The sequence below is a fragment of the Luteibacter sp. UNC138MFCol5.1 genome, assembly GCF_900110505.1.
GTDB lineage: Bacteria > Pseudomonadota > Gammaproteobacteria > Xanthomonadales > Rhodanobacteraceae > Luteibacter.
In genome coordinates, this window is record NZ_FODZ01000002.1 from 758,261 (window position 1) to 778,431 (window position 20,171).

General features: G+C 66.3%; 20 protein-coding genes and 1 tRNA gene. 9 read left to right on the forward strand and 12 right to left on the reverse strand.

What is annotated here, in order from left to right; translation table 11 throughout:
- Nucleotides 1-13 precede the first annotated feature (13 nt).
- The 4 genes from BMY69_RS07865 to rsmD form a co-directional block, all read right to left on the reverse strand.
- On the reverse strand, nucleotides 14-271 hold the full coding sequence (locus BMY69_RS07865; protein ID WP_090055532.1) for a YfhL family 4Fe-4S dicluster ferredoxin: 258 nt from the start codon (nucleotides 269-271) through the stop codon (nucleotides 14-16).
- 97 nt (nucleotides 272-368) lie between these two features.
- Nucleotides 369-872: a hypothetical protein gene (locus BMY69_RS07870; RefSeq protein ID WP_090052052.1), complete on the reverse strand. Its 504-nt coding sequence runs from the start codon at nucleotides 870-872 to the stop codon at nucleotides 369-371.
- A gap of 17 nt (nucleotides 873-889) precedes the next feature.
- On the reverse strand, nucleotides 890-1,393 hold the full coding sequence (gene coaD / locus BMY69_RS07875; protein WP_090052050.1) for a pantetheine-phosphate adenylyltransferase: 504 nt from the start codon (nucleotides 1,391-1,393) through the stop codon (nucleotides 890-892).
- A gap of 27 nt (nucleotides 1,394-1,420) precedes the next feature.
- Nucleotides 1,421-1,993, reverse strand: a complete 573-nt coding sequence (gene rsmD / locus BMY69_RS07880) for a 16S rRNA (guanine(966)-N(2))-methyltransferase RsmD (RefSeq protein WP_090176776.1) — start codon at nucleotides 1,991-1,993, stop codon at nucleotides 1,421-1,423.
- 64 nt (nucleotides 1,994-2,057) lie between these two features.
- On the opposite strand from rsmD, the gene ftsY reads away from it, so the two are divergent.
- The 5 genes from ftsY to BMY69_RS07905 all read left to right on the forward strand — a co-directional run bounded on the left by ftsY (nucleotide 2,058) and on the right by BMY69_RS07905 (nucleotide 5,737).
- Nucleotides 2,058-3,209, forward strand: coding sequence for a signal recognition particle-docking protein FtsY (ftsY, locus tag BMY69_RS07885; protein WP_090176779.1), 1,152 nt, complete (start codon nucleotides 2,058-2,060; stop codon nucleotides 3,207-3,209).
- Nucleotides 3,210-3,221: 12 nt separating this feature from the next.
- Complete coding sequence (locus tag BMY69_RS07890) at nucleotides 3,222-4,277, forward strand: AsmA family protein (protein WP_090176781.1); 1,056 nt, start codon at nucleotides 3,222-3,224, stop codon at nucleotides 4,275-4,277.
- On the forward strand, nucleotides 4,274-5,320 hold the full coding sequence (gene mutY / locus BMY69_RS07895; RefSeq protein WP_090176784.1) for an A/G-specific adenine glycosylase: 1,047 nt from the start codon (nucleotides 4,274-4,276) through the stop codon (nucleotides 5,318-5,320). The genes BMY69_RS07890 and mutY overlap by 4 nt, the downstream gene beginning before the upstream one ends.
- Nucleotides 5,317-5,595: an oxidative damage protection protein gene (locus BMY69_RS07900; RefSeq protein ID WP_090052042.1), complete on the forward strand. Its 279-nt coding sequence runs from the start codon at nucleotides 5,317-5,319 to the stop codon at nucleotides 5,593-5,595. Before mutY ends, BMY69_RS07900 begins: the two co-directional genes overlap by 4 nt.
- Nucleotides 5,596-5,661: 66 nt before the next feature.
- Nucleotides 5,662-5,737, forward strand: a tRNA-Phe gene (locus BMY69_RS07905).
- Between the two features lie 328 nt (nucleotides 5,738-6,065).
- On the opposite strand, the gene BMY69_RS07910 is transcribed toward BMY69_RS07905, so the two are convergent.
- The 6 genes from BMY69_RS07910 to BMY69_RS07935 all read right to left on the reverse strand — a co-directional run bounded on the left by BMY69_RS07910 (nucleotide 6,066) and on the right by BMY69_RS07935 (nucleotide 13,202).
- Nucleotides 6,066-6,581 carry a nuclear transport factor 2 family protein gene (locus tag BMY69_RS07910; RefSeq protein ID WP_090176786.1) on the reverse strand — a complete coding sequence of 172 codons (516 nt, stop codon included), beginning with the start codon at nucleotides 6,579-6,581 and terminating at the stop codon, nucleotides 6,066-6,068.
- A 609-nt stretch (nucleotides 6,582-7,190) separates the two neighbouring features.
- Nucleotides 7,191-8,012: an SDR family NAD(P)-dependent oxidoreductase gene (locus tag BMY69_RS07915; protein WP_218143138.1), complete on the reverse strand. Its 822-nt coding sequence runs from the start codon at nucleotides 8,010-8,012 to the stop codon at nucleotides 7,191-7,193.
- Between the two features lie 257 nt (nucleotides 8,013-8,269).
- Nucleotides 8,270-8,452 (reverse strand): DUF3606 domain-containing protein, encoded by a 183-nt coding sequence (locus BMY69_RS07920; protein ID WP_090052037.1) that lies wholly within the window; start codon nucleotides 8,450-8,452, stop codon nucleotides 8,270-8,272.
- A 145-nt stretch (nucleotides 8,453-8,597) separates the two neighbouring features.
- Entirely contained in the window at nucleotides 8,598-9,065 is a 468-nt protein-coding gene (locus tag BMY69_RS07925) for an Hsp20 family protein (RefSeq protein WP_090176993.1), read from the reverse strand.
- Nucleotides 9,066-9,314: 249 nt separating this feature from the next.
- The gene (locus tag BMY69_RS07930) at nucleotides 9,315-12,374 is read right to left on the reverse strand and encodes a TonB-dependent receptor (protein WP_090176791.1); all 3,060 of its coding nucleotides are present in this window, start codon (nucleotides 12,372-12,374) and stop codon (nucleotides 9,315-9,317) included.
- Nucleotides 12,375-12,737: 363 nt separating this feature from the next.
- On the reverse strand, nucleotides 12,738-13,202 hold the full coding sequence (locus BMY69_RS07935; protein ID WP_090176794.1) for a hypothetical protein: 465 nt from the start codon (nucleotides 13,200-13,202) through the stop codon (nucleotides 12,738-12,740).
- Nucleotides 13,203-13,355: 153 nt separating this feature from the next.
- Here BMY69_RS07935 and BMY69_RS07940 point away from each other — a divergent pair, with 153 nt between their 5' ends.
- A complete protein-coding gene (locus tag BMY69_RS07940; RefSeq protein ID WP_090176796.1) occupies nucleotides 13,356-14,186 on the forward strand; it encodes an endonuclease/exonuclease/phosphatase family protein in 831 nt (276 codons plus the stop codon).
- Nucleotides 14,187-14,270: 84 nt separating this feature from the next.
- Here BMY69_RS07940 and BMY69_RS07945 read toward each other — a convergent pair whose 3' ends face one another.
- The gene (locus tag BMY69_RS07945) at nucleotides 14,271-14,801 is read right to left on the reverse strand and encodes a hypothetical protein (RefSeq protein ID WP_090176799.1); all 531 of its coding nucleotides are present in this window, start codon (nucleotides 14,799-14,801) and stop codon (nucleotides 14,271-14,273) included.
- Nucleotides 14,802-14,927: 126 nt separating this feature from the next.
- Between BMY69_RS07945 and BMY69_RS07950 the strand changes: the two genes are divergently transcribed.
- Both BMY69_RS07950 and parC read left to right on the forward strand, forming a co-directional pair.
- Entirely contained in the window at nucleotides 14,928-15,980 is a 1,053-nt protein-coding gene (locus BMY69_RS07950) for a proline iminopeptidase-family hydrolase (RefSeq protein ID WP_255364492.1), read from the forward strand.
- A 191-nt stretch (nucleotides 15,981-16,171) separates the two neighbouring features.
- Nucleotides 16,172-18,412, forward strand: a complete 2,241-nt coding sequence (gene parC / locus BMY69_RS07955; protein ID WP_090176802.1) for a DNA topoisomerase IV subunit A — start codon at nucleotides 16,172-16,174, stop codon at nucleotides 18,410-18,412.
- A gap of 344 nt (nucleotides 18,413-18,756) precedes the next feature.
- Here the strand turns inward: parC and BMY69_RS07960 are convergent, their stop codons facing one another.
- Entirely contained in the window at nucleotides 18,757-19,245 is a 489-nt protein-coding gene (locus BMY69_RS07960; protein WP_090052025.1) for an NUDIX hydrolase, read from the reverse strand.
- Between the two features lie 106 nt (nucleotides 19,246-19,351).
- On the opposite strand from BMY69_RS07960, the gene BMY69_RS07965 reads away from it, so the two are divergent.
- On the forward strand, nucleotides 19,352-20,167 hold the full coding sequence (locus tag BMY69_RS07965; protein ID WP_090176804.1) for a phosphodiester glycosidase family protein: 816 nt from the start codon (nucleotides 19,352-19,354) through the stop codon (nucleotides 20,165-20,167).
- Nucleotides 20,168-20,171 lie beyond the last annotated feature (4 nt).

Consider the following 20,171-nt stretch of genomic DNA (forward strand, 5'->3'; position numbering starts at 1 on the left):
AACCCATGCCGCCTCAGGACGCCGCGCGGGCCATCAGGTGCTCGTACTTGAGCATGAGCTGCTCGTTCGTCTCGACGTGATCGGGATCGTGCGGAATGCATTCGACCGGGCAGACTTCCACGCACTGAGGGTTGTCGAAGTGGCCGACGCACTCGGTGCAGAGGTTCGGATCGATCACGTAATACTGCTCGCCCAGCGAGATGGCCTTGTTCGGGCACACGGGCTCGCAGACGTCGCAGTTGACGCAGGTGTCGAGGATCATCAGGGACATGGCCGGCATTTTAGCGCGGTACGGCCTTCCCTGCTGGCAGGCATGAAAAAGGGCGCCGCAAGCGGCGCCCTCCTTCGCGGCCGTGAATCCGGCCCGATTACATCGCGACGAAACGGAACGTCGCGCCGCTCGGCGCCAGCGCATCGGCCACGCGCTGCTGGTCGGCCTGGTCGCCGATGAACAGCACGATCACGTTCTTGAACGAGCCGGCGTTGGCGCCCTTGAACGCCTCGACGATCAGATCGGCCGTCTTGGCCGATTCCGGGCCACCGAACACGAGCATGTTGCCCGGGGTGACGCCGCGGGCGACGGTGCCCTGCACGTTCTCGAGCTGACGGGCGCGGCCGTCCTGACCCGCCTGGTCGTCGCCGGCCGGCACGAAGTACGGGAACGGACGGTCGGCCGTCATGCCCTGCATGTTCTTGCGCACGATCTGGCCGAAGTACTGGCTCCAGGCCTTCGTATCGGTCGGGTTGGTCGGCTTCGCGACGGCGGCTTCCTGCTGCGTGGCAGCCTGATCGGCGTCTTCCGACTTGTTGCAGGCCGTGAGGGCCAGGGCGGCGGTCAGGGCCACGGACGCGGCGAGGACGAACTTACGCATGATGATCACCTTTGTTTTCAAGAGTTGCGCCAACGCTGACGCATGGCCTGCTGCACCGCCGGATGCACGAAGCCGGAGATATCGCCACCCAGGCGACCGATTTCACGCACGAGCGAGGAGGAGATGAAGCTGTATTGCTCGGCCGGGGTCAGGAACAGCGTCTCGGCCTGGGGAATCAGGTGACGGTTCATGCTGGCGAGCTGGAATTCGTATTCGAAATCCGACACGGCGCGCAGGCCGCGAAGGATCACGCCCGCGCCGATCTCCGTGACGAAGTCGGCGAGCAGGCAGTCGAAACCGCGCACTTCCACGTTCGGCAGGTCGGCCAGCGCCAGCCTCGCCAGCGCGATGCGCTCGCCGAGGCTGAAGCCCGGACCCTTGCTGCGGCTCTCGGCCACGGCGACCACGATCCGGTCGAACAGCGGCGCCGCGCGCGACACGAGGTCGGCGTGCCCGTTCGTGATGGGATCGAACGTGCCGGGATAGACGGCAAGTCGCGGATTGGCCGGCGAGAGAGTCATGAAGGGACGGGTCAGGGAAAACGCGGGCTAGCTTAACGGATCGGCCGGTGTGCGGCGATAGAGGGTGTAGGCCACCTCCCCTGCCGTTCCCTGCCGGTGTGGCAGCCAGGTGTCGGGCAGGGCGAAGGCCGCGCCGCGCGGGGCTTCGACGTAGATCCACGCGCGCGGCGACAGCCAGCCGCCATCCTCCAGCGCCCGGGCCGTATCGGCCCACAGATCGAGCGCGAACGGGGGATCGAGGAAGACGAGGTCGAACGGCCGCGCGGCGCCGCGCAGCCAGCGGGCCGCATCGTCGCCGGCGACCTCGCCGCCCGTCGCCTTCAGGCGGACGAGGTTGGCCTTCAACGCCGCCACGAGACGCGGCTCGCGCTCCACGAAGGTGACGCCGGCCGCGCCGCGCGACAGCGCCTCGATACCGAGCGCCCCCGTGCCGGCGAACAGATCGAGGCAACGCGCCCCTTCCACCACGGGCAGCAGCCAGTTGAACAGGGTTTCGCGGACGCGATCCGTCGTGGGCCGCAGACCCGGCAGGTCGGGCACCTCGATCCGCGAGTTGCGAAGGGATCCGCCGATGACGCGGATGCGGCCGGGAGCGCTCATCGCTCAGCGGCCAGTGAGGGCGGGGGTGATAGCATTCGCCCATTGTCTTTGAATCCCTCGCGCAATGCTCAAGTTCTGGAAGAAGAAGCCCGCGGAACCCACGCCGACCGAATCGCCGGCGCCCGAGGCGCTCGTCGATCGATCCGCCGACCCGGCCTCCGCCGAACCCGGCCCGGCCATCGCCGAATCGCTGATCGAGACCGCCGCGCCGGAGCCGCAGGCGCCCGAGGTCGAGGCCGAGGCCGAGGAATCCGCCGTCGTGGACGCGGCCCGCGAGGCCGTCGCCGCACCGGAACAGCCGGTCAAGCGCAGCTGGCGCGAGCGTCTCTCCGGCAGCGGGTTCGCGAAGAGCCTCACGTCGCTGTTCGTCCGTCATCCGAAGCTCGACGACGACCTGCTCGACGAACTGGAAACCGCGCTGATCACGGCCGACGTCGGCGTCGATGCCAGCACGCGCCTCGTCGAGGACCTGCGCAAGCGCATGCACAAGCGCGAGTTCGCCGATGCGGGCGCGCTGCTGAAGGCCCTGCGCGAGGCCCTCGTGGCCTTGCTCAAGCCCGTCGAGCGCCCGCTCGACGTCAGTTCGCCCTCGCCTTTCGTGATCCTCACGGTGGGCATCAACGGCGTCGGCAAGACCACGACCATCGGCAAGCTCGCCCGGCGCTACTCCGACGAGGGCCGCAGCGTGATGCTCGCCGCCGGCGACACGTTCCGCGCCGCCGCCGTCGAGCAGCTGAAGACCTGGGGCGAGCGCAACAAGGTGCCCGTCGTCTCGCAGGGCCAGGACGCCGATTCGGCCAGCGTGATCTTCGACGCCCTGCAGGCGGCGCGTTCGCGCGGCGCGCAGGTGCTTATCGCGGACACCGCCGGCCGCCTGCACACGCAGGGCGGCCTCATGGACGAGCTGGGCAAGATCGGCCGGGTGATGAAAAAACTCGACGCCAGCGCGCCGCACGAGGTGCTGATGGTCATCGACGGCACCACCGGCCAGAACGCGATCAGCCAGCTGCGTCAGTTCCGCGACACGGCGGGCGTGACCGGCCTCGTCGTCACCAAGCTCGACGGCACCGCGAAGGGTGGCGTCATGTTCGCGCTGGCACGCGAGTTCGGCCTGCCCATCCGCTACGTCGGCCTTGGCGAAACCGCCACCGACCTGCGCGTCTTCGACGCGGAAGCCTTCGTCGACGGCCTGCTCCCGGCCACGCTTGGCGGCTGACCCGGCGTGCCGATGAACAGGCGGCTGCGGATCGGCCTGATCGCCGCGGGCGGCCTCGTGCTCGCGCTGGTGCTCGCCGCCTTCATCGCCACCTACGTCGTGCTGCAGCCGGACCGCTTCACGGCGATGCTGCAGTCGCGGGCGCGCGCCGCCGGACTCGAGCTGACGCTGGCCAGCCCGGCCAGCCCCACGCTGTGGCCGAAGCCCGCGCTGGAACTCGACGGCATGATCGTGCGCGCGAATGGCGCCGGCGCGCCGCTCATCGTCGCGTCGCGCGGCAAGCTGGTCCTGCCGTGGCATACGCTGCTCGGCGGCGACGCCCGCATTTCCCGTCTGGAGATCGAGGGCGCCCGCATCGATGTCGACGCCATTTCGGATTACCTGGACACCCTGCCCCCGCGCCCGTCGACCGCCGGCGCCATCCTGCCGACGATCGACGCCGGCTTCCGCGTATCGCGCGGCACGCTGACGCGCGGTAACCAGCTGCTGCTGTCCGATGTCGACATCGACGCCGGGCGCCTCGCGAACGGCCGGCCATTCACCCTGGCCTTCGCCGCGCATACGGCCGATACCACGCCCTACTCGCTGGACCTCGAAACCACGCCGACGCTGAGCCGCGGCGTGCTGACGCTCGGCGACGCCAAGGTCAACGTCGCCAGCGCCTCGCGCTTCGACGCGACGCTGCACGGAGAGGCCACCTGGCGCGGAGCGGCCGACGTCGGCGCTTCGCTCGCCGGCCGCGTCACGCGCGAAGCGGGTGCGCCCTACGACATCGTGCTCAACGTGACACCGGCCAACCAGCGGGATCCCCTCTACATCGCGCTCAAGCTCGACGGTGAAAACGACCACACCGACCTGCGCATTCCTCCGCTCGCGCTCGGCGAGTGGTGGGGCGGCATCCGTGCCGGTGGCCGGCCGACGCTCCCGCCGTTGCTCGGTACCGTCGAAGCGAAGACGCTCGACGTCGGCGGCGTGCAGGCGACGGGCCTGCGCATCCACGCCACCCCCAACGTGCCCGTGCCGGCCGGCACCGCGCCGGCGCCTGCCAGCACCAGCGCCACGCCATGAAGCCCTTCGCGCGCGAACTCCTGCGCTGGTACGACCACCACGGGCGCAAGGATCTTCCGTGGCAGCATCCGCGCGACGCCTATCGCGTGTGGCTTTCGGAGATCATGCTGCAGCAGACGCAGGTGGTCACGGTGATCGGCTACTTCCAGCGATTCGTCGATAGGCTGCCGACGCTGGCCTCGCTCGCGGATGCCGACGAAGACACGGTGCTCGCGCTGTGGTCGGGCCTCGGGTATTACCGCCGCGCACGCTTCCTCCATCGGGCCGCGCAACTGTGCGTCGAACGCCACGGCGGCGAGCTGCCGCGCGACCTCGACGCCCTGATGGCGCTGCCGGGTATCGGCCGCTCGACGGCCGGCGCGATCCTCGCGCAGGCATACGGACTGCGTTTCCCGATCCTCGACGGCAACGTCAAGCGCGTGCTCGCGCGCTACCACGGCATCGTCGGCTTTCCCGGCGAAAGCGCCATCGAGAAGCAGCTCTGGAAGCACGCGGACGAACACACGCCGTCCGAGCGCACCGCCGACTACACGCAGGCGATCATGGACCTCGGTGCCACCGTCTGCGTGCGCAGCAAGCCGCTCTGCCCGCTCTGTCCGCAGGCGGCGACGTGCGTCGCGCATCGCGACGGGCTGACCGCCGTGCTGCCCACCGCGAAGCCGGGCAAGAAAGTGCCGACGCGCGCGCTCGCGATGCTCCTGCTGCGCGATCGCAGCGGACGCGTCCTCCTCGAAAAACGCGGCCCCCAGGGCGTCTGGTCCGGCCTGTGGAGCCTGCCCGAAGCCGCGGACGCGGAAGCCGCTCCGCACGTGGCGGCGGGCTTCGCCGCGGTCGGCGACGCGAATCCCCTCCCCGCCTTCACCCACGTGTTCAGCCACTACAGGCTGGACGTATCGCCCATCCTGTTCGACCATGCGGCCCCGCTCGCCGCCGTGGCCGGACGCGACGACCGCCGCTGGTGCGACCGCGACGACATCGCCTCGCTCGGCCTCCCGGCGCCCGTCCGCACCTTGCTCGACCATCTTCCGGAGATCACCCCATGACGCGCATGGTCCATTGCGTGAAACTCGGCCGCGACGCCGAAGGCCTCGATTTCGCCCCCTGGCCCGGCGACCTCGGCAAGCGCATCTACGAGAACGTCTCGAAGGAAGCCTGGGCCCAGTGGCTCAGCCACCAGACCATGCTCATCAACGAGATGCGCCTCTCCCCGCTCGACCCGAAGACCCGTACGTTCCTGAGCGGCGAAATGGAGAAGTACTTCTTCGGCGGCGACGTCGTCCAGCCCGCCGGTTACGTCCCGCCCGAACGAGACGCTTGACGCCGACGCCCACACCCGATTTAATACGCGGCTCCACACGCCGCAACGCTCGTTGCAGGCACTCGTGGCTCGGTAGCTCAGTTGGTAGAGCAGGGGATTGAAAATCCCCGTGTCGGCGGTTCGATTCCGTCCCGAGCCACCATTTATTCAAGCGACTTAGGCCACCCTCGGTGGCCTTTTTCATTTGTGGCCGCGCTGTGGCCGCAGATTCCGCGTGGAAATTCCCGAAGCATCCCCAGGCCGGCGCCGCATGATTCTGTGTGTGGCCGCGAAGTAAGCTCAGGGCATGACAATGATGCGGCGCGCCACGAGCAGGCCTCGTCCGAACGGGAGGGCCTGTAAAAGGCGCTCCCCGTGGGACCACGAGTGCGGACCATCAAGCTGCTATAGCTCTCCCGCCCTGCACGCCGTAAAGACTCGGTGGATGGCGGTCAGGGAGCCGATGCGAGGATTCGGATGCCTGTTTTGACTCACCCTTGGGTCTTAGGCGGAAAATTAATGGAGTAGGCGATCGAGCTTATCTTCCAGCCTTGCTCTGTCTTAACCATGAGCCATGCCTCCTTGCCTAGGTTCGCAGGCTTTCCATCTGCCAGAAACGTAAAGTCGAATGACACAGCCGCCACCGTTCCGTCAGAGTCAATTTTGACATTGGAGAACTTTTCTTCTGCCGTCATTTTGAGCTTAGCCATCTGACCGGCAAATTTGCCGCCGGTCGAATCGAGCACCTTGGGAGCGTCTGCTTTCTTTGTTGCCCGCACGAACTCAAACGCCGCTTGGCTCGCAGCGCCCGTCACCGGCGCATCCGGGTTCGTAAAGAGTTTCGCGAGACCGCTCTCGCTCTTAGCCTTGAGCGCCTCCTGGAACTGAGCAATCACAGACTTGATGCCCGCTTCATCGCGGTCAGGCGTAGCGATGTTTTCGGCGCGGGCATGGGCGAAGATTGTCATGGCCGCAAGCACAGTCGTGGCCAGCACTAGTCGATTCATGCAGAGCTCCTAATTGGTCAGGAAGGGCTGTTCTAGGCACGGGATCGCAAACGCAATCTTAAGCGAAGCCATCCGTCCAAGTGAGCGTCTTGGCGCATACTCTTCCTGCCTGGTCGCGTCCTCTACCGAGGGGCGCAGATGGCAGAGGCGAACTGCGCGACGGTCATTCCCACAAAAGGCTGCGGTGCCTCTGCGAACGCGCCTGTTTGCGAAGGCTTCGCTGACGGACCTTGGTCATCGGTGGGATGGCGCTGTCCGCGGCTCCGTGCAGCAGCAAGACAAGCTGAGCATGGGTGTCGCGTCCTACCGGGGACAGTCTGCAATCGGCATTGGCTATGTGCATGGCTTCGAGAATGACCGCGTTGCCGTCGCCGTGAGTGGGGCGTTTGCGGGAGGGGGTTGCTCTCGCTGTCAGTGTGTCCGTCGGCCTCGGGCAGTAGAAACCCGTGGCCGGCGACTCCTTCGGGGCGCGGGTAGATCTGTGGGAAGGCCGGGAAGCAGTCTCCGCGAGGGGCCTGTTTTGTATGTCAGACGGCCGGCCGCATAAGTGGGTACCGGCCCGTGCGCTCCATCGACCATCCTCCATCACACCCACGAGCGCATTGGCGATCAGGCAATGGCACCGCCATCGGCGGTGATCGTGGCGCCGGTGATGATGTCTGCCGCGGGGCTTGCCAGGAAAGCCACCACGTTCGCGATGTCGCTCGGCTCCGCGAAGCGTCCCAGCGACGTGAGGCTGCGCTGGAAGTCGGCCCCCTCGCCATTAGCCGGATTCGCATCGGTGTCGGTCGCGCCGGGCTGAACCATGTTGACGGTGATGCCGCTCGGTCCGAGTTCTCTTGAGAGGCCACGGGTGAATGAGTTCAGCGCGGCCTTCGACATCGCGTAGGCCGTGATACCGGGGAACGGCACGCGCTCACCGAGTGCGGAACCGATCGTGATGATCCGGCCGCCTTGCCTGAGGTGCGGGATCGCTGCCTTGGCGAAGAGCACGGGGGCGCGAACGTTGATGTCCATGAGTGTCTGGAACGCGTTGATGTCGATATCCGCAATCGTTCCCGTGTGGCCGATGGCCGCGCTGTTGACCAGGATGTCGAGGCCGCCCAACGTGGAAATCGTTTCGTCGACCGCACGCGCGATGTCGGCAGGACTGGCGCTGTCGGCACGGATGGCGACGCCGCGGCGCCCCGACTGTTCGACCGCGCGCGCGATGTCTTGCGCCTTTCCGGACGCCTGCCGATAGGTGAACGCCACGTCGGCCCCCATCGCCGCCAGCGTCCTCGTGATGGCGGCGCCGATGCCGCGGGAGCCTCCCGTGATCAGGGCCCGCTTTCCGGTCAGATCTATCATGCCGTGTTCCTTGATTTCAGATGTTGGTGTGGAAGGCTGTGTGTCGCTCGTTCGATGCGACGTGCAGCCTTTCGACGGCATTCGGTGCCGCGTTTTCAACATCGGGGGCCTGTCCCTGGTCCGGTAGCCTCATCTCAGGGGCCACCTTGTCGCAGTTTGGGGAACGCCGAACGGCGTCATTCGCACGATGCCCGCTGGCGCGGGATCGCCGGTACGATCGGCTCCCACCGGAGCTGCCTTCGTGCGGGATCGCCGATGCGATCGGCTCCCACCCGACGAGAGTGGGCCGCCTATTCAGTTCGAGGGGGCAGGCCTAGGCTCGTGCGGGGCCGAAGTGGTCAGTGGCGGCGACGGAGGTGGGCGCGCACGTCCTCGGCGATCGGACCGACCCGCTTCACGGCTTCGGTCAGCTGTTCGCGGGAAATGCCGAGTTCCTTGGTCCAGTACTGGACTTCGTAGTCTTCGTTGACGTTGATGCGCTTGGCGTCGGCCGGGCCGCGCTTGGTCTTGTCGTCGGACATGTGTCTGCTCCCGTGTTCGTTGCTGGAAGCGTGGTACCGCGGGTGTTGAGAGGTTGCGAAGGAATCGTGGGGTTTTTCGGCTTCGGGATGGCTCGCGGCGCGATGGCCGCGAGCCAGGCTTTCGCCGAACGCCTTGTCCGGAGGATCAGGCCGCTTCGCTGTGCAGCTGCTTCACCGTCGACGTGGATGCGCCGGCGCTGTCGATCGCGATGCGCCGCGGCTTCATCGCCTCGGGCACCTCGCGCTTGAGCTCGATCGAAAGCAGTCCGTTGGCGAGTCGCGCACCGGTCACGTAGATGTGCTCGGCGAGCTCGAACCGGCGACTGAACGCGCGGTTCGCGATGCCACGATGCAGGAACTCGCCCTCGGGATCGGTCTTGTGCTCGCCGCTCACCAGCAGGAGGTTGCCCTGCGCGGAGATGCTGAGCTCATCTTCCGTGAAGCCGGCGACGGCCATGGTGATGCGATAGGCGTCGTCGCTCAGCTTGACCGAGTCGAAGGGAGGGTAGTTGTCGCCCTGCTGCGTGCGGGCGGCCGATTCCAGCAGGTCGAACACGCGATCGAAGCCGATGCTCGAGCGGTGAAGCGGGGTGAAGTCGAGAAGAGTACGCATGGCCATATTCTCCTTGAAGCAACATGGAATGGGTTCTCAGCGCCGCCGTCGCCCGGCGGCCAGGCCAGTCCCGAAGCGGCTGGCGGGAGAAATAATAGGGCGGCGTCGCGGCGTTTCAAGCCCCTGCTTTCAGCCATCGTTTAGGCGAAATCGGCGCATAAAAAACGCCGCCTGTAGGAGCAGGCGGCGATCTGGGGATGCATGCCCCATCCCTGGGGCTTTGTTCTTGTCGTAAGCGTGAGGCGTGTATCAGAAGTCGTACGTGGCGGTGAGGCGCGCGTAGCGAGGCGTCTGGTAGAACTGGCCCAGGTCGTAGTTGTTGTTGACCGTGACCGGGCCCGCTTCGTACGTCGAGAAGCTGTTCAGCGGCTTGCGCTCGTTGGTCACGTTGAACACGCTGAGACCGAAGGCGAGCTTGCCGTCGAAGTAGTTCGGACGGTAGGTGACGGCGAGGTCGAGCTGGCGGTACCACGGGTTGCGCTTGTCGCCCGGGTGCGACGGCATGCCGTTGCAGTTGTGGTACGACGAGCCGTAGCCCAGCGGATCCGGATCGGCCTCGGCATCCTCGAAGCCCAGGCACGACTTCGGCGCACCGGAAGCGAGGCGGAGGTTGCCCGAGACCATCCATTCCGGCGTGAACTGGTACGCGCCGTACGCCTTGATCTGGTGCGTGCGGTCGTTCGACAGCAGGCCGTTGGCGTAGCGCATCAGTTCGGCCGAATCCCAATCCTGCGTCTTGGAGATGTCGGTCTGGCCGATGTCGGACTTCGTCTGGCCTTCGGTGTTGCCGTAGCTACGCGAGAACGTGTAGTCGACGCGACCCTGCCACTTGCCGTCGAACGGATGGTCGAGGTACAGGTCGAGCGCGTAGTAGTTGCGCTTGGCCTTCTGCGTGAAGCCCCAGTCCTGCTGGTTCATCTTCACTTCGGTGCGGCCGCCGTCGACGTTGGCGAGGCTGAACGTGTTGGTGGCGCCCGGGTTGAAGATCACGCAACCGGGGATGATCACGTTGTCCGGATTGCCGCCGTCCGCGGCGATCTTCTCGCCCAGCAGGCCCGTGTCGCACACGTCGTCGATCGCGCTCTTGAGCTTGCGCACCGTCACCTTCGCACCGGTGACCCAGCCATCGCCCAGCGTCTTGTCGAAGCCGAGGATGCCTTCGTCCTGGTACTGCGACTTCAGGTCACGCGCGCTGACCGCGATCGGATCGACCGGCTGGCCGTACTCGCCATCGGGCGACACCGCGCCCGGGCTGATCTCGGTCAGGCCCGTCGGACGGCCGAGCGAATCGATGCCGGTATAGGTGTAGAACACGTCCGTGTACGTCGACGGCGATGCGCCGCGCACGGCCACGTTGTTCGGCAGTGCGAGGTAGTAGCGACCGAGGTTGCCGTAGATCTTCAGCGACGAGTCGCCGAACACGTCCCAGCTCGCGCCGATACGCGGGGCCCACTGCGGGCCGCTGTTCACGTACGGACGGTTCTTGTCGTTGAAGTTCTTGAAGCTGTCGTTACGCACGCCGACGCTCAGCAGGAAGCGGTCGGTGATCTGCCAGCGGTCTTCCAGGTACTGGGCCTTCTGGTCGAGCGACATGCTCGTGACGGTGGAGAAGATGCGCTCCGTCACGTAGTAGCCGTCGCCACCCGGCGCGCCGACCCCCTGCGACGGACGGATCGGCACGTTCTCGTTACCCTCGGACGCGCGGCGATAGCGCAGGTAGTAACCCGGGCCGCTGGTGTCCTGGCCTTCGTTGCTGGCCGAGTAATGCATGTTGTCGATACCACCGGCGAGGTGGTGATCGCCCAGCTGCCACTCGAGGTCGAGGCGCAGGCCGTGCGTCCGGCTGCCGGCGTTGGGGGCCTGCGTCGTGGACGACGTGTTGAGGTTGGTGATCGGCGTGCCACCGTTCAGCGCCGGGTTCTGCAGGAACGGGCTGTCGATGTACGGCTGCTGGTCGAGGCCGGGCGTCGGGTTGTGCAGGTAGTCGGTCGTCCAGCCCTTGCCGTACGTGGCGGTGAAGGTCAGGTCGTCCGTGATGTAGCTGGTGTACTTGGCGATCGCGTACTTCGAGGTGAGCTTCGACGTATCGGCGTTGGAGCCCAGCGGGCCGCCGACGGTACGCGTGTCGTAGTCGTAGTTGTAGTACGTGCCGCGCTGCTCGTCGGTGGAATGGATGCCCGTGAGCTCGAGGATGTTCGAGTCGGTGATGTTCCAGTCGACCTTCGCGTAGTACTTCGGCAGGTTGTACGTGTAGTGGTTGTTGGCGACCGGGTTGGCTTCCACCGACGCCGTGCTGACGCCCTCGCTCTTTTCCGCTTCCGCGGCGACGAAGAAGAACAGCTTGTCCTTGATCAGCGGACCGCCCACGTACGCGCTGTACGTCGTGGTCCACTTGGTGTTGTCTTCGCGATTGCGATAGATCGAACCGACGAGGCTCGGATCGGCGTAGCCGTAGCCCGGAGGCAGGGCCTTGTTGCCGTAGTAGATGCTGCCGGCGGTGGAGGAGGCGAACTTCGGCTCCCACAGCACCTGCGCGCCGAAGTGCCAGTCGTTCGTGCCGCGCTTGCCGACCTGGCTGATCACGCCGCCATCCGAACGGCCGTACATGGCGCTGTAGCCGCCGGTGTAGACCTCCTGCTGGTCGATCGCGCCGTACGGCAGGCCGACGCCGCCGAGGTTACGGTACGGATCGGACGTATTGTAACCGTTGATGTAGTACGCATTTTCGGACGCGCCCGAACCACCGAACGACACCGTGCGGTAGCGGCCGTTGCCGAGGTTGCTCGAACCCGGCACCGCGCCCGGCGCCAGCAGCGCGATCGCTTCGGCGTTACGGCCGAGCGGCAGGCGGGCGAGGGTCTGGGCCGTGACGATCGTGCGCGAGTCGACGGCGGTGGTGTCGATCGGCGGCAGCGTGTTCGCGGTCACCGTGACCTGATCGAGCGACTGGGCGCTGGCGGACGTGGTGGCGGCGGCGAACGAAACGTCCGTGGCGCCACCGACCTTGAGCTGCACGCCCTTGCGGGAGTCGACGACGGCGCCGTTGCGAAGCAGGTTGACGTCGTACGAGCCCACCGGGAGGTTACCGATGCGGTAACGGCCCTGCTCGTCGACGGCGACGGAACGGGTCAGACCCGTGCTGCTCGTGACCTGGACGGTTTCGCCGGCGGCCGCGGGCACCTGGCCGAAGATGTCGGCGGTGGTGGACTGCGCGAAGACCGGAGCGCTGGCGCCGAAACCGACGGCCAGGGCGACTGCCAGCAGGGACGGCCGAAGCCCTCCGCGGTGGCGGATGGAATGAAACTGCATGGATATCTCCCCAGAACGACCCAGTGCATGGGCCACCGAAATGGCCATGACCGCCGGCGCGTCGACGCGTGCTGCGAGGAAGTCCTGCCGATGCGGCACCCACTCCCCCGAGCGGTCGTGCCGTTCCCCCGTAGCACAGCGAAGAAGCCGTGCAGTCACGGTGTCGCGAGCCCCGATCAAATGATGGGGTATCACTCGCGACAGACGAAACTTAGGGGGCTTTGATGCACCGTGTCAACGAAAATTTGAGCTTTTACTCAAAAAAGTTTCCCTGACACGTTTTCGCAAGAAATCGCGCTGAAATGAACGACCTGGCTCGTCTTACCGAATGCAAACGCTCGCGGCCGCATACCGGTTACGGGCTCAGATGTCCACGTCCCTTCCACGCTGGGCCTCGCATTGCCGCAACGTCGTCGCCAGGACGCCGGCCTCGTCGGGGTTCCTGTCCGACCCGCCTTCGCGAAGGATAAGCACGCGGACCTCCATCGCCTTGCGCAGGTTGTCGCGCGCTTCCTGGCCGCAGGGCGTGCGCGGCTTCCACGACGACAGCGCTTCACCGCGCTCGACGAGCCGCCCGAGCACCGTGGCGCGATCCCCGGCGGCGGCCCTGCCCGCCTCGTCGACCTGTGCCTGCCATTCGCTCACCACGCCACGCAGGTCCGCCGTGTCGGCCGCCAGGGCTTTCGCATCGGCTTCCCGGGCGCTGTGCGAGGCCGTGAAGGCGAGCATGGCCGTGGTCGCCGATGCCAGGAAAGCGACCACGACGACGCCGATCGCGGCCTTGCGTCCGCTGGTACCACTGGAGCTTTTGTCGTTTCCGGCCGTCATGGACACCTCGATGCGTGATCGCACTATTCTGCCCCAGCGACGCGTCCGGGGCGGCACGATGCGACAACGACGCATGGTCGCAGGACGCCTGTCACGACAACGATGTCGTTACGTCGATATAGTCGGGCGCTCACCCAAACGAAGCCGGAGCCCATGACTCGTCTCTCGCGCATTGCGTTCACGCTGATCGCCGCCGCCATCGCCCTCCCCGCCACCGCCGACGACCTGAAGGTCATGTCGTTCAACGTCCGCACCATGACGGGCAACGACGGAGCGAACGGCTGGGAGCATCGACGCGACCTCTTCGCCGACACCATCCGCCAGCTGCACCCGGACGTGATCGGCACGCAGGAGCTCTACAAGCAGCAGGGCGACGACACGGTGGAGCGCCTCCCCGAATACGTCTGGTTCGGTCGCGATCGTTACGGCAAGCACACCGACGAGCACATGGGCATCTTCTACCGGAAGGACTCCCTCAAGGTGATCGAGACGGGGGACTTCTGGCTTTCGGACACGCCCGACAAGGTCGCCAGCATCACGTGGGGCAACATCTTCCCGCGCATGGTGAACTGGGCCCTGTTCGAACGCCTCTCGGACCACAAGCGCTTCTACCTGCTCGACACGCATTATCCCTATCGCGACCAGGACGAAGACGCGCGCTCGCGCAGCGCCCGCGAGATGGCGGCATGGGTCGCGAAGCTGCCCAAGGGCGTGCCGGTGATCATCACGGGCGACTTCAACACGGGCCCGGACAGCGAGGCGCACAAGGCCCTGACCGCCACGTTCAAGGACGCATGGGACACCGCGCCGAAACGCGAAGGCCCCGCGGAAACCTTCCACAACTTCACCGGCCAGGCGAACAAGCGGATCGACTGGATCCTTTATCGTGACATCAAGGCGATCTCGGTTCAGACCGTCACCACATCGAAGGACGGCCGCTACCCGTCGGACCATTTCCCGGTGCAGGCGGATTTCGCGCTCTGAGTCAGGCCATCGTACCGAGCGAGCTTCCGGCGACGCCGGAGGCTCGCGCGATGCTTACGGAATGTGCAATGAGTTCGCTGCCTGCTACGGCAGGCCCGAAAATATGCGGACTTCCGCACACCGAAGTCCGGCCCCATCCTCTTCGCACGGACGGAAGCTCTGGATGAAATTGCGAATGTGTTGGCCGGCCATGGAGTCCCCGCTAGCCTCGACATGCACGTCGAGATACTCGCCGTCTCTCCCGTACAAAAGATCGATGGATGTCCGGGATCGCACCATCGAGCATTGGTCGGTGGTGCCACCTTGCCGGCATGGCGAAGCACGCTCGAATCGCGATTTATCAGGATTGTAGCCGCTGTAAATCCTGGCTTTCGCACCGTCCGAAAGCGTCACGTCGTACAGGACGTAATCGTGCAGCGGGGAAGTTACGACCTTGCCGCCGCGCCCTATGCCAAAGCAGGCATTCGCCGTGTAGACGTTGCAGTACGGGAAAACGGTCCTGGCGTTCGCCGAACTCCTCAGGACCGAGCTGCATCCCGCGACCAGCGGTGCCAAGAACAGAAGCGCACAGACCGGGCGTGCAAGCCAGCGCACGGCAACGAGTGTCGGATTCATGGGCCTTTCCTTTGCTCCGTCGACGCGTAAGATTGCACGATCCCCGTAGCGCGACAACGTGCGTCCCCGTCGCCCGCCGGCAGGCCATGCGGCGGGAAGGGGCCGCCCACGCAGAGAGGAACACCGATGTTTCGCAAGCCCATGGCCCTTCTGCTGCTGGTCGCCGCCAGTCTGCTGACCTCGATACCGGCGCTGGCCGCGTCACCCAGGCCCGGCGCCCAGACCTCCTATTTCGACAACACCGGCCGCGACGACGTGCTTTCCGGCGGGCAGAAGACGATCGTCATCGACACGCCCAAGGGCAAGTTCAAGGTGTGGACCAAGCGGGTCGGCAACAACCCGACGATCAAGGTTCTGCTGCTGCACGGCGGGCCGGGCGCCACGCACGAGTATTTCGAGGCGTTCGACAGCTATTTCCCCGGCGCGGGCATCGAGTACTACTACTACGACCAGCTCGGCTCGGGGTTCAGCGACAAGCCCACCGATCCGTCGCTGTGGGATATCCCCCGTTTCGTCGACGAGGTGGAGCAGGTGCGCCAGGCGCTGCATCTGGATAAGGACAACTTCTTCGTCCTGGGCCATTCCTGGGGCGGCGTGCTGGCGATCGAGTACGCGCTGAAGTATCCGCAGCACCTCAAGGGCGTGATCATCTCCAACATGATGGACAGCATCCCCGCGTACAACGCGTACGCGAACAAGGTGCTGATGCCGGCGATGGATCAGAAGAAGCTCGCGGAGGTGAAGAAACTTGAAGCGGAGAAGAAGACCTCCGATCCGCGGTACATGGAGCTCCTGATGCCCATGCACTACGAACAGCACGTGCTGCGCATGCCGGCGGCACAGTGGCCCGAGCCCGTCGAGCGCTCGTTCGCGCACCTCAACGAGCAGGTGTACGTGATGATGCAGGGCCCGAGCGAACTGGGTGCCAGCGGCAAGCTGCTTCACTGGGATCGCAGCAAGGACCTGAAGAACATCACCGTGCCCACGCTGGTGATCGGGGCGAAGTACGACACGATGGATCCCGCGTACATGGAAGCCATGGCGAAGAAGCTGCCCAACGGGCGGTTCCTGCTCTGCCCGAAGGGCGCCCATATGGCGATGTACGACGATCAGGCGACGTATTTCACGGGGCTGATCGGGTTCCTCAAGGATGTGGATGCGGGCGAGCCGATGAAGTGAGGGTCCTTGCTGTCGTGGGAGCGGCCTTGGCCGCGATGGGGGCTTGCGGCTAGCACCCATCGCGGCCAAGGCCGCTCCCACAGGGTTCGCCGCTGTCATATGTGCTGGCAGTCTTCGCTCCTGAGACGGCTTTCTGGCAACATCGCCCGGTTAACGACGCGCCGTGGCGCGCCTGCCGGATGCCGAAACCCATGAATCTGCAAGCCAATTACGAACAGATCCCGCTCAAGGACTACGCCGAGCGGGCCTATCTCGACTATTCGATGTACGTGGTGCTGGATCGCGCCCTGCCCTTCGTGGGCGACGGGCTGAAGCCGGTCCAGCGCCGCATCGTGTACGCCATGAGCGAGCTGGCGCTGGGCGCCACCGCCAAGCCGAAGAAGTCCGCCCGCACCATCGGCGACGTGATCGGCAAGTTCCATCCCCATGGCGATTCGGCCTGCTACGAGGCGATGGTCCTCATGGCGCAGCCCTTCTCGTACCGCTATCCGCTGGTGGACGGCCACGGCAACTTCGGCTCGCCGGACGATCCGAAGAGCTTCGCGGCCATGCGTTACACGGAGTCGCGCCTGACGCCCATCGCCGAGGTACTGCTGTCCGAGCTGGGTCACGGCACGGTGGACTGGGTCCCGAACTTCGACGGCACGATGGACGAGCCGTCGTGGCTGCCGGCCCGCGTGCCGCACGTGCTGCTGAACGGTTCGATGGGCATCGCGGTCGGCATGGCCACGGACATCCCGCCGCACAACCTGCGCGAGGTCGCCAGCGCCTGCATCCGCCTGCTCGACGATCCGGACGCCACCATCGCGGACCTCTGCGAGCACGTGCACGGCCCGGACTACCCGACCTCGGCCGAGATCATCACCCCGCGGCGCGAACTCGCGGCGATGTACCAGAACGGCACGGGCTCCGTGCGCGCCCGCGCCATCTACGAACGCGACGACGGCAACATCGTCATCACGGCCCTGCCCCACCAGGTCTCTCCGTCGAAGATCCTCGAGCAGATCGCCGCGCAGATGCGCGCGAAGAAGCTGCCGATGATCGAGGACCTGCGCGACGAATCCGACCACGAGAACCCGATCCGCCTCGTCCTCGTCCCCCGCTCTAACAGGGTGGATGTCGAGGAGATGATGCAGCACCTTTTCGCCACCACCGATCTGGAAAAGAGCTTCCGCGTCAACCTGAACATGATCGGCCTCGACGGCCGGCCGCAGGTGAAGGATCTCAAGACGATCCTCGGCGAGTGGCTGCGCTTCCGCACCGATACGGTCACGCGCCGCCTGAACCACCGCCTCGGACGCGTGGAACGCCGCCTGCACTTGCTCGAGGCGCTGCGCATCGCCTACCTCAACATCGACGAGGTGATCCGCATCGTCCGCACCGAGGAAGAACCGAAGCCGGTGCTCATCGCCCGCTTCCGCCTCGACGACGAGCAGGCCGATTACATCCTCGAGACGAAGCTGCGCCAGCTGGCCCGCCTCGAGGAAATGAAGATCAACGAAGAGCGCGACAAGCTCGAGGAAGAGCGCGCGCGCATCAACGTGCTGCTGAAGTCGCCGGCGAAGCTGAAGGGCCTGATCAAGGAAGAACTGCGCAGCGACGCCGAGAAATACGGGGACGAACGCCGTTCGCCGCTGGTGGAGCGCAGCGCCGCGCAGGCGCTCGATGAAAGCGCGCTGGTCGCGTCCGAACCGGTGACCGTGGTGCTCTCGCAGAAGGGCTGGGTGCGCGCAGGCAAGGGGCACGACGTCGACGGCGAGGCGCTGTCTTACCGCGAGGGCGACAGCCTGCTGGCGATCTCGCGCGCGCGCACGACGCAGCAGGTCGCGTTCATCGACTCGACAGGCCGCGCCTACACCACGCCGGCGCACACGCTGCCGTCGGCACGCGGCAACGGCGAGCCGCTGACGGGTCGATTCAGCCCGCCGGCCGGCGCGCGCTTCGACGCGGTCGTGACCGCCGACAACGACACCCGCGTGATCCTCGCCACCGACTTCGGCTACGGCTTCGTCACGCGTTTCGAAGCCCTCACGGGCCGCCAGAAGGCGGGCAAGCAGATCATCTCGCTGAGCGACGGCGCGCGCGTGCTGGCGCCCGTCATCACCGCCGATCCGTCGCGCGACCGCGTGGTCGTGGTCACGGGCGAGGGGCATCTGCTCATGTTCTCGGTCGCCGAACTGCCGGAACTCGACAAGGGCAAGGGCAACAAGCTGATCGAGATTCCGAAGGCGAAGCTCGCCTCGGGCGAGGAACGCGTGGTCGGCGTCGCCGTCGTGGCCGAGGGCAAGGGCGAAGTCACCCTGTATGCCGGGCAGCGCAAGCTCACGCTGAAGTGGGCCGATCTCGTGGAATACGGCGGCAACCGCGCCACGCGCGGCGGCGTGCTGCCACGCGGCCTGCGGCGCGTGGAGCGGATCGAGACCACCGGATGATCGCCACCTCGTAGGAGCGCGCCCTGCGCGCGACATGTTCTGGAGCCGAATCCACGAGCTGGCGCGCCAGCCCGCTGACCGAGGCGCAGAGCTGTCGCGCGCAGGGCGCGCTCCTACCCGACGACGGTGCGCCAGAGCCGGGTGTAGTTCCAGCCGTCCTTGTATGGCATCACGCCGTGGAAGGCGCGTGGAGCGGATCGAGACCACCGGATGATCGCCACCTCGTAGGAGCGCGCCCTGCGCGCGACATGTTCTGGAGGCGAACGCGAGCTGGCGCGCCAGCCCCGCGGACCGGGGCGCAAAGCTGTCGCGCTCAGGGCGCGCTCCTACCTGAAGACGGTGCGTCAGAGCCGGGTGTAGTTCCAGGACACCATCCGGCCGTCCTTGTACGGCATCACGCCGTGGAAGGGCCGGGGGTCGGCATCGAACACCAGTGGGAGGAAGTGACGGTCGCCCTCCCACATCGGCAGCGTGTCCAGGGCGTCGACGGGAACCCATTCGAGCGCGCCTTCGGGATTCGACTCCAGCGGCGTGCCCTCGTAGCGCGTCACCACGAAGATGAAGCCCAGCCAGTCCTCGCCGTGCTTGCCGAAGCCCGGCCAGTTCAGCGTGCCGCGCAGGCGCATCTCCAGGCACTCGATGCCGGCTTCCTCGCGGATTTCCCGGCGCATGCACGCCGCGATGTCTTCCTCCGGCTCCATCTTTCCGCCCAGGCCATTGTACTTGCCCAGGTGATGATCGTCCTTGCGGGCGTTGCGGTGGATCATGAGCACGCGCTTGCCGTCCGGGGACAGCACGTAGCCGAGCGTGGCGACGATGGGCGTATAGGGCATGGCGTTGGAGGGAATCGGTTAAAAGCGCCGGAGTTTACGCCCTCCACGCGAAGAGCGCGTCGCCGCCCCCTTGCGCCGCCCGCCTGCCCCGGCGAACATCCGGGACATGCTGTTCCCTCGCCTCCCCCGTTTCATCCGTCGAACCCTTCCCCGCCTCACCATCGCCGCGGCACTGGTCGCGGCGGCCGGCGCATGCGCCGACGCCGCCGACGCACTGGAAGGCCACGACATCGTGTTCGACAGCCAGTCGTATTTCACGGTCAGCGTGGATCTGACGCGGGAAGACATCGAGCTGCACTGGCGCAATCCCGACAACGGCCAGCCGTTCGCCACCATCGAGACGCTGCGGACCTGGACGGCCGGCAAGGGTCGCCCGTTGGTCTTCGCGACCAACGCGGGCATCTACGATCGGGATTTCAAGCCGCTCGGGCTCTACGTGGAGGATGGCAAGACCGTCGTGCCGCTTAACCTCGCGCACGGCAATCCCCGCTCGGGCAATTTTTCGCTGCTGCCCAACGGCGTCTTCGCGATCTACGACGACGGCACGGCCGACGTGCACACCAGCGACGCGTTCCGCGCCGCGGCCCGCAAGCCGCGCTGGGCCACGCAGTCGGGGCCGATGCTCGTCATCGACGGACAGATCAACACGCAGTTCGAGAACGGCTCGGACAGCATGAAGTGGCGCAGCGGCGTCTGCGCGCGCACGCCTCGCGAGGTGGTGTTCGTCGTCAGCCGGACGCCCGTCAACTTCCATAGTTTCGCGCGGCTGTTCCGCGACGAGATCGGCTGCAAGGACGCCCTGTTCCTCGACGGCACGATCTCGCAGTTCTACACCCCCGACGACGGCTACGTCGGCGCTCCGGCGTTCATGACCAAACCCTACGCCGGCATGGTCGCGGTGTACCCGAAACAGCGGCGCTGACGCG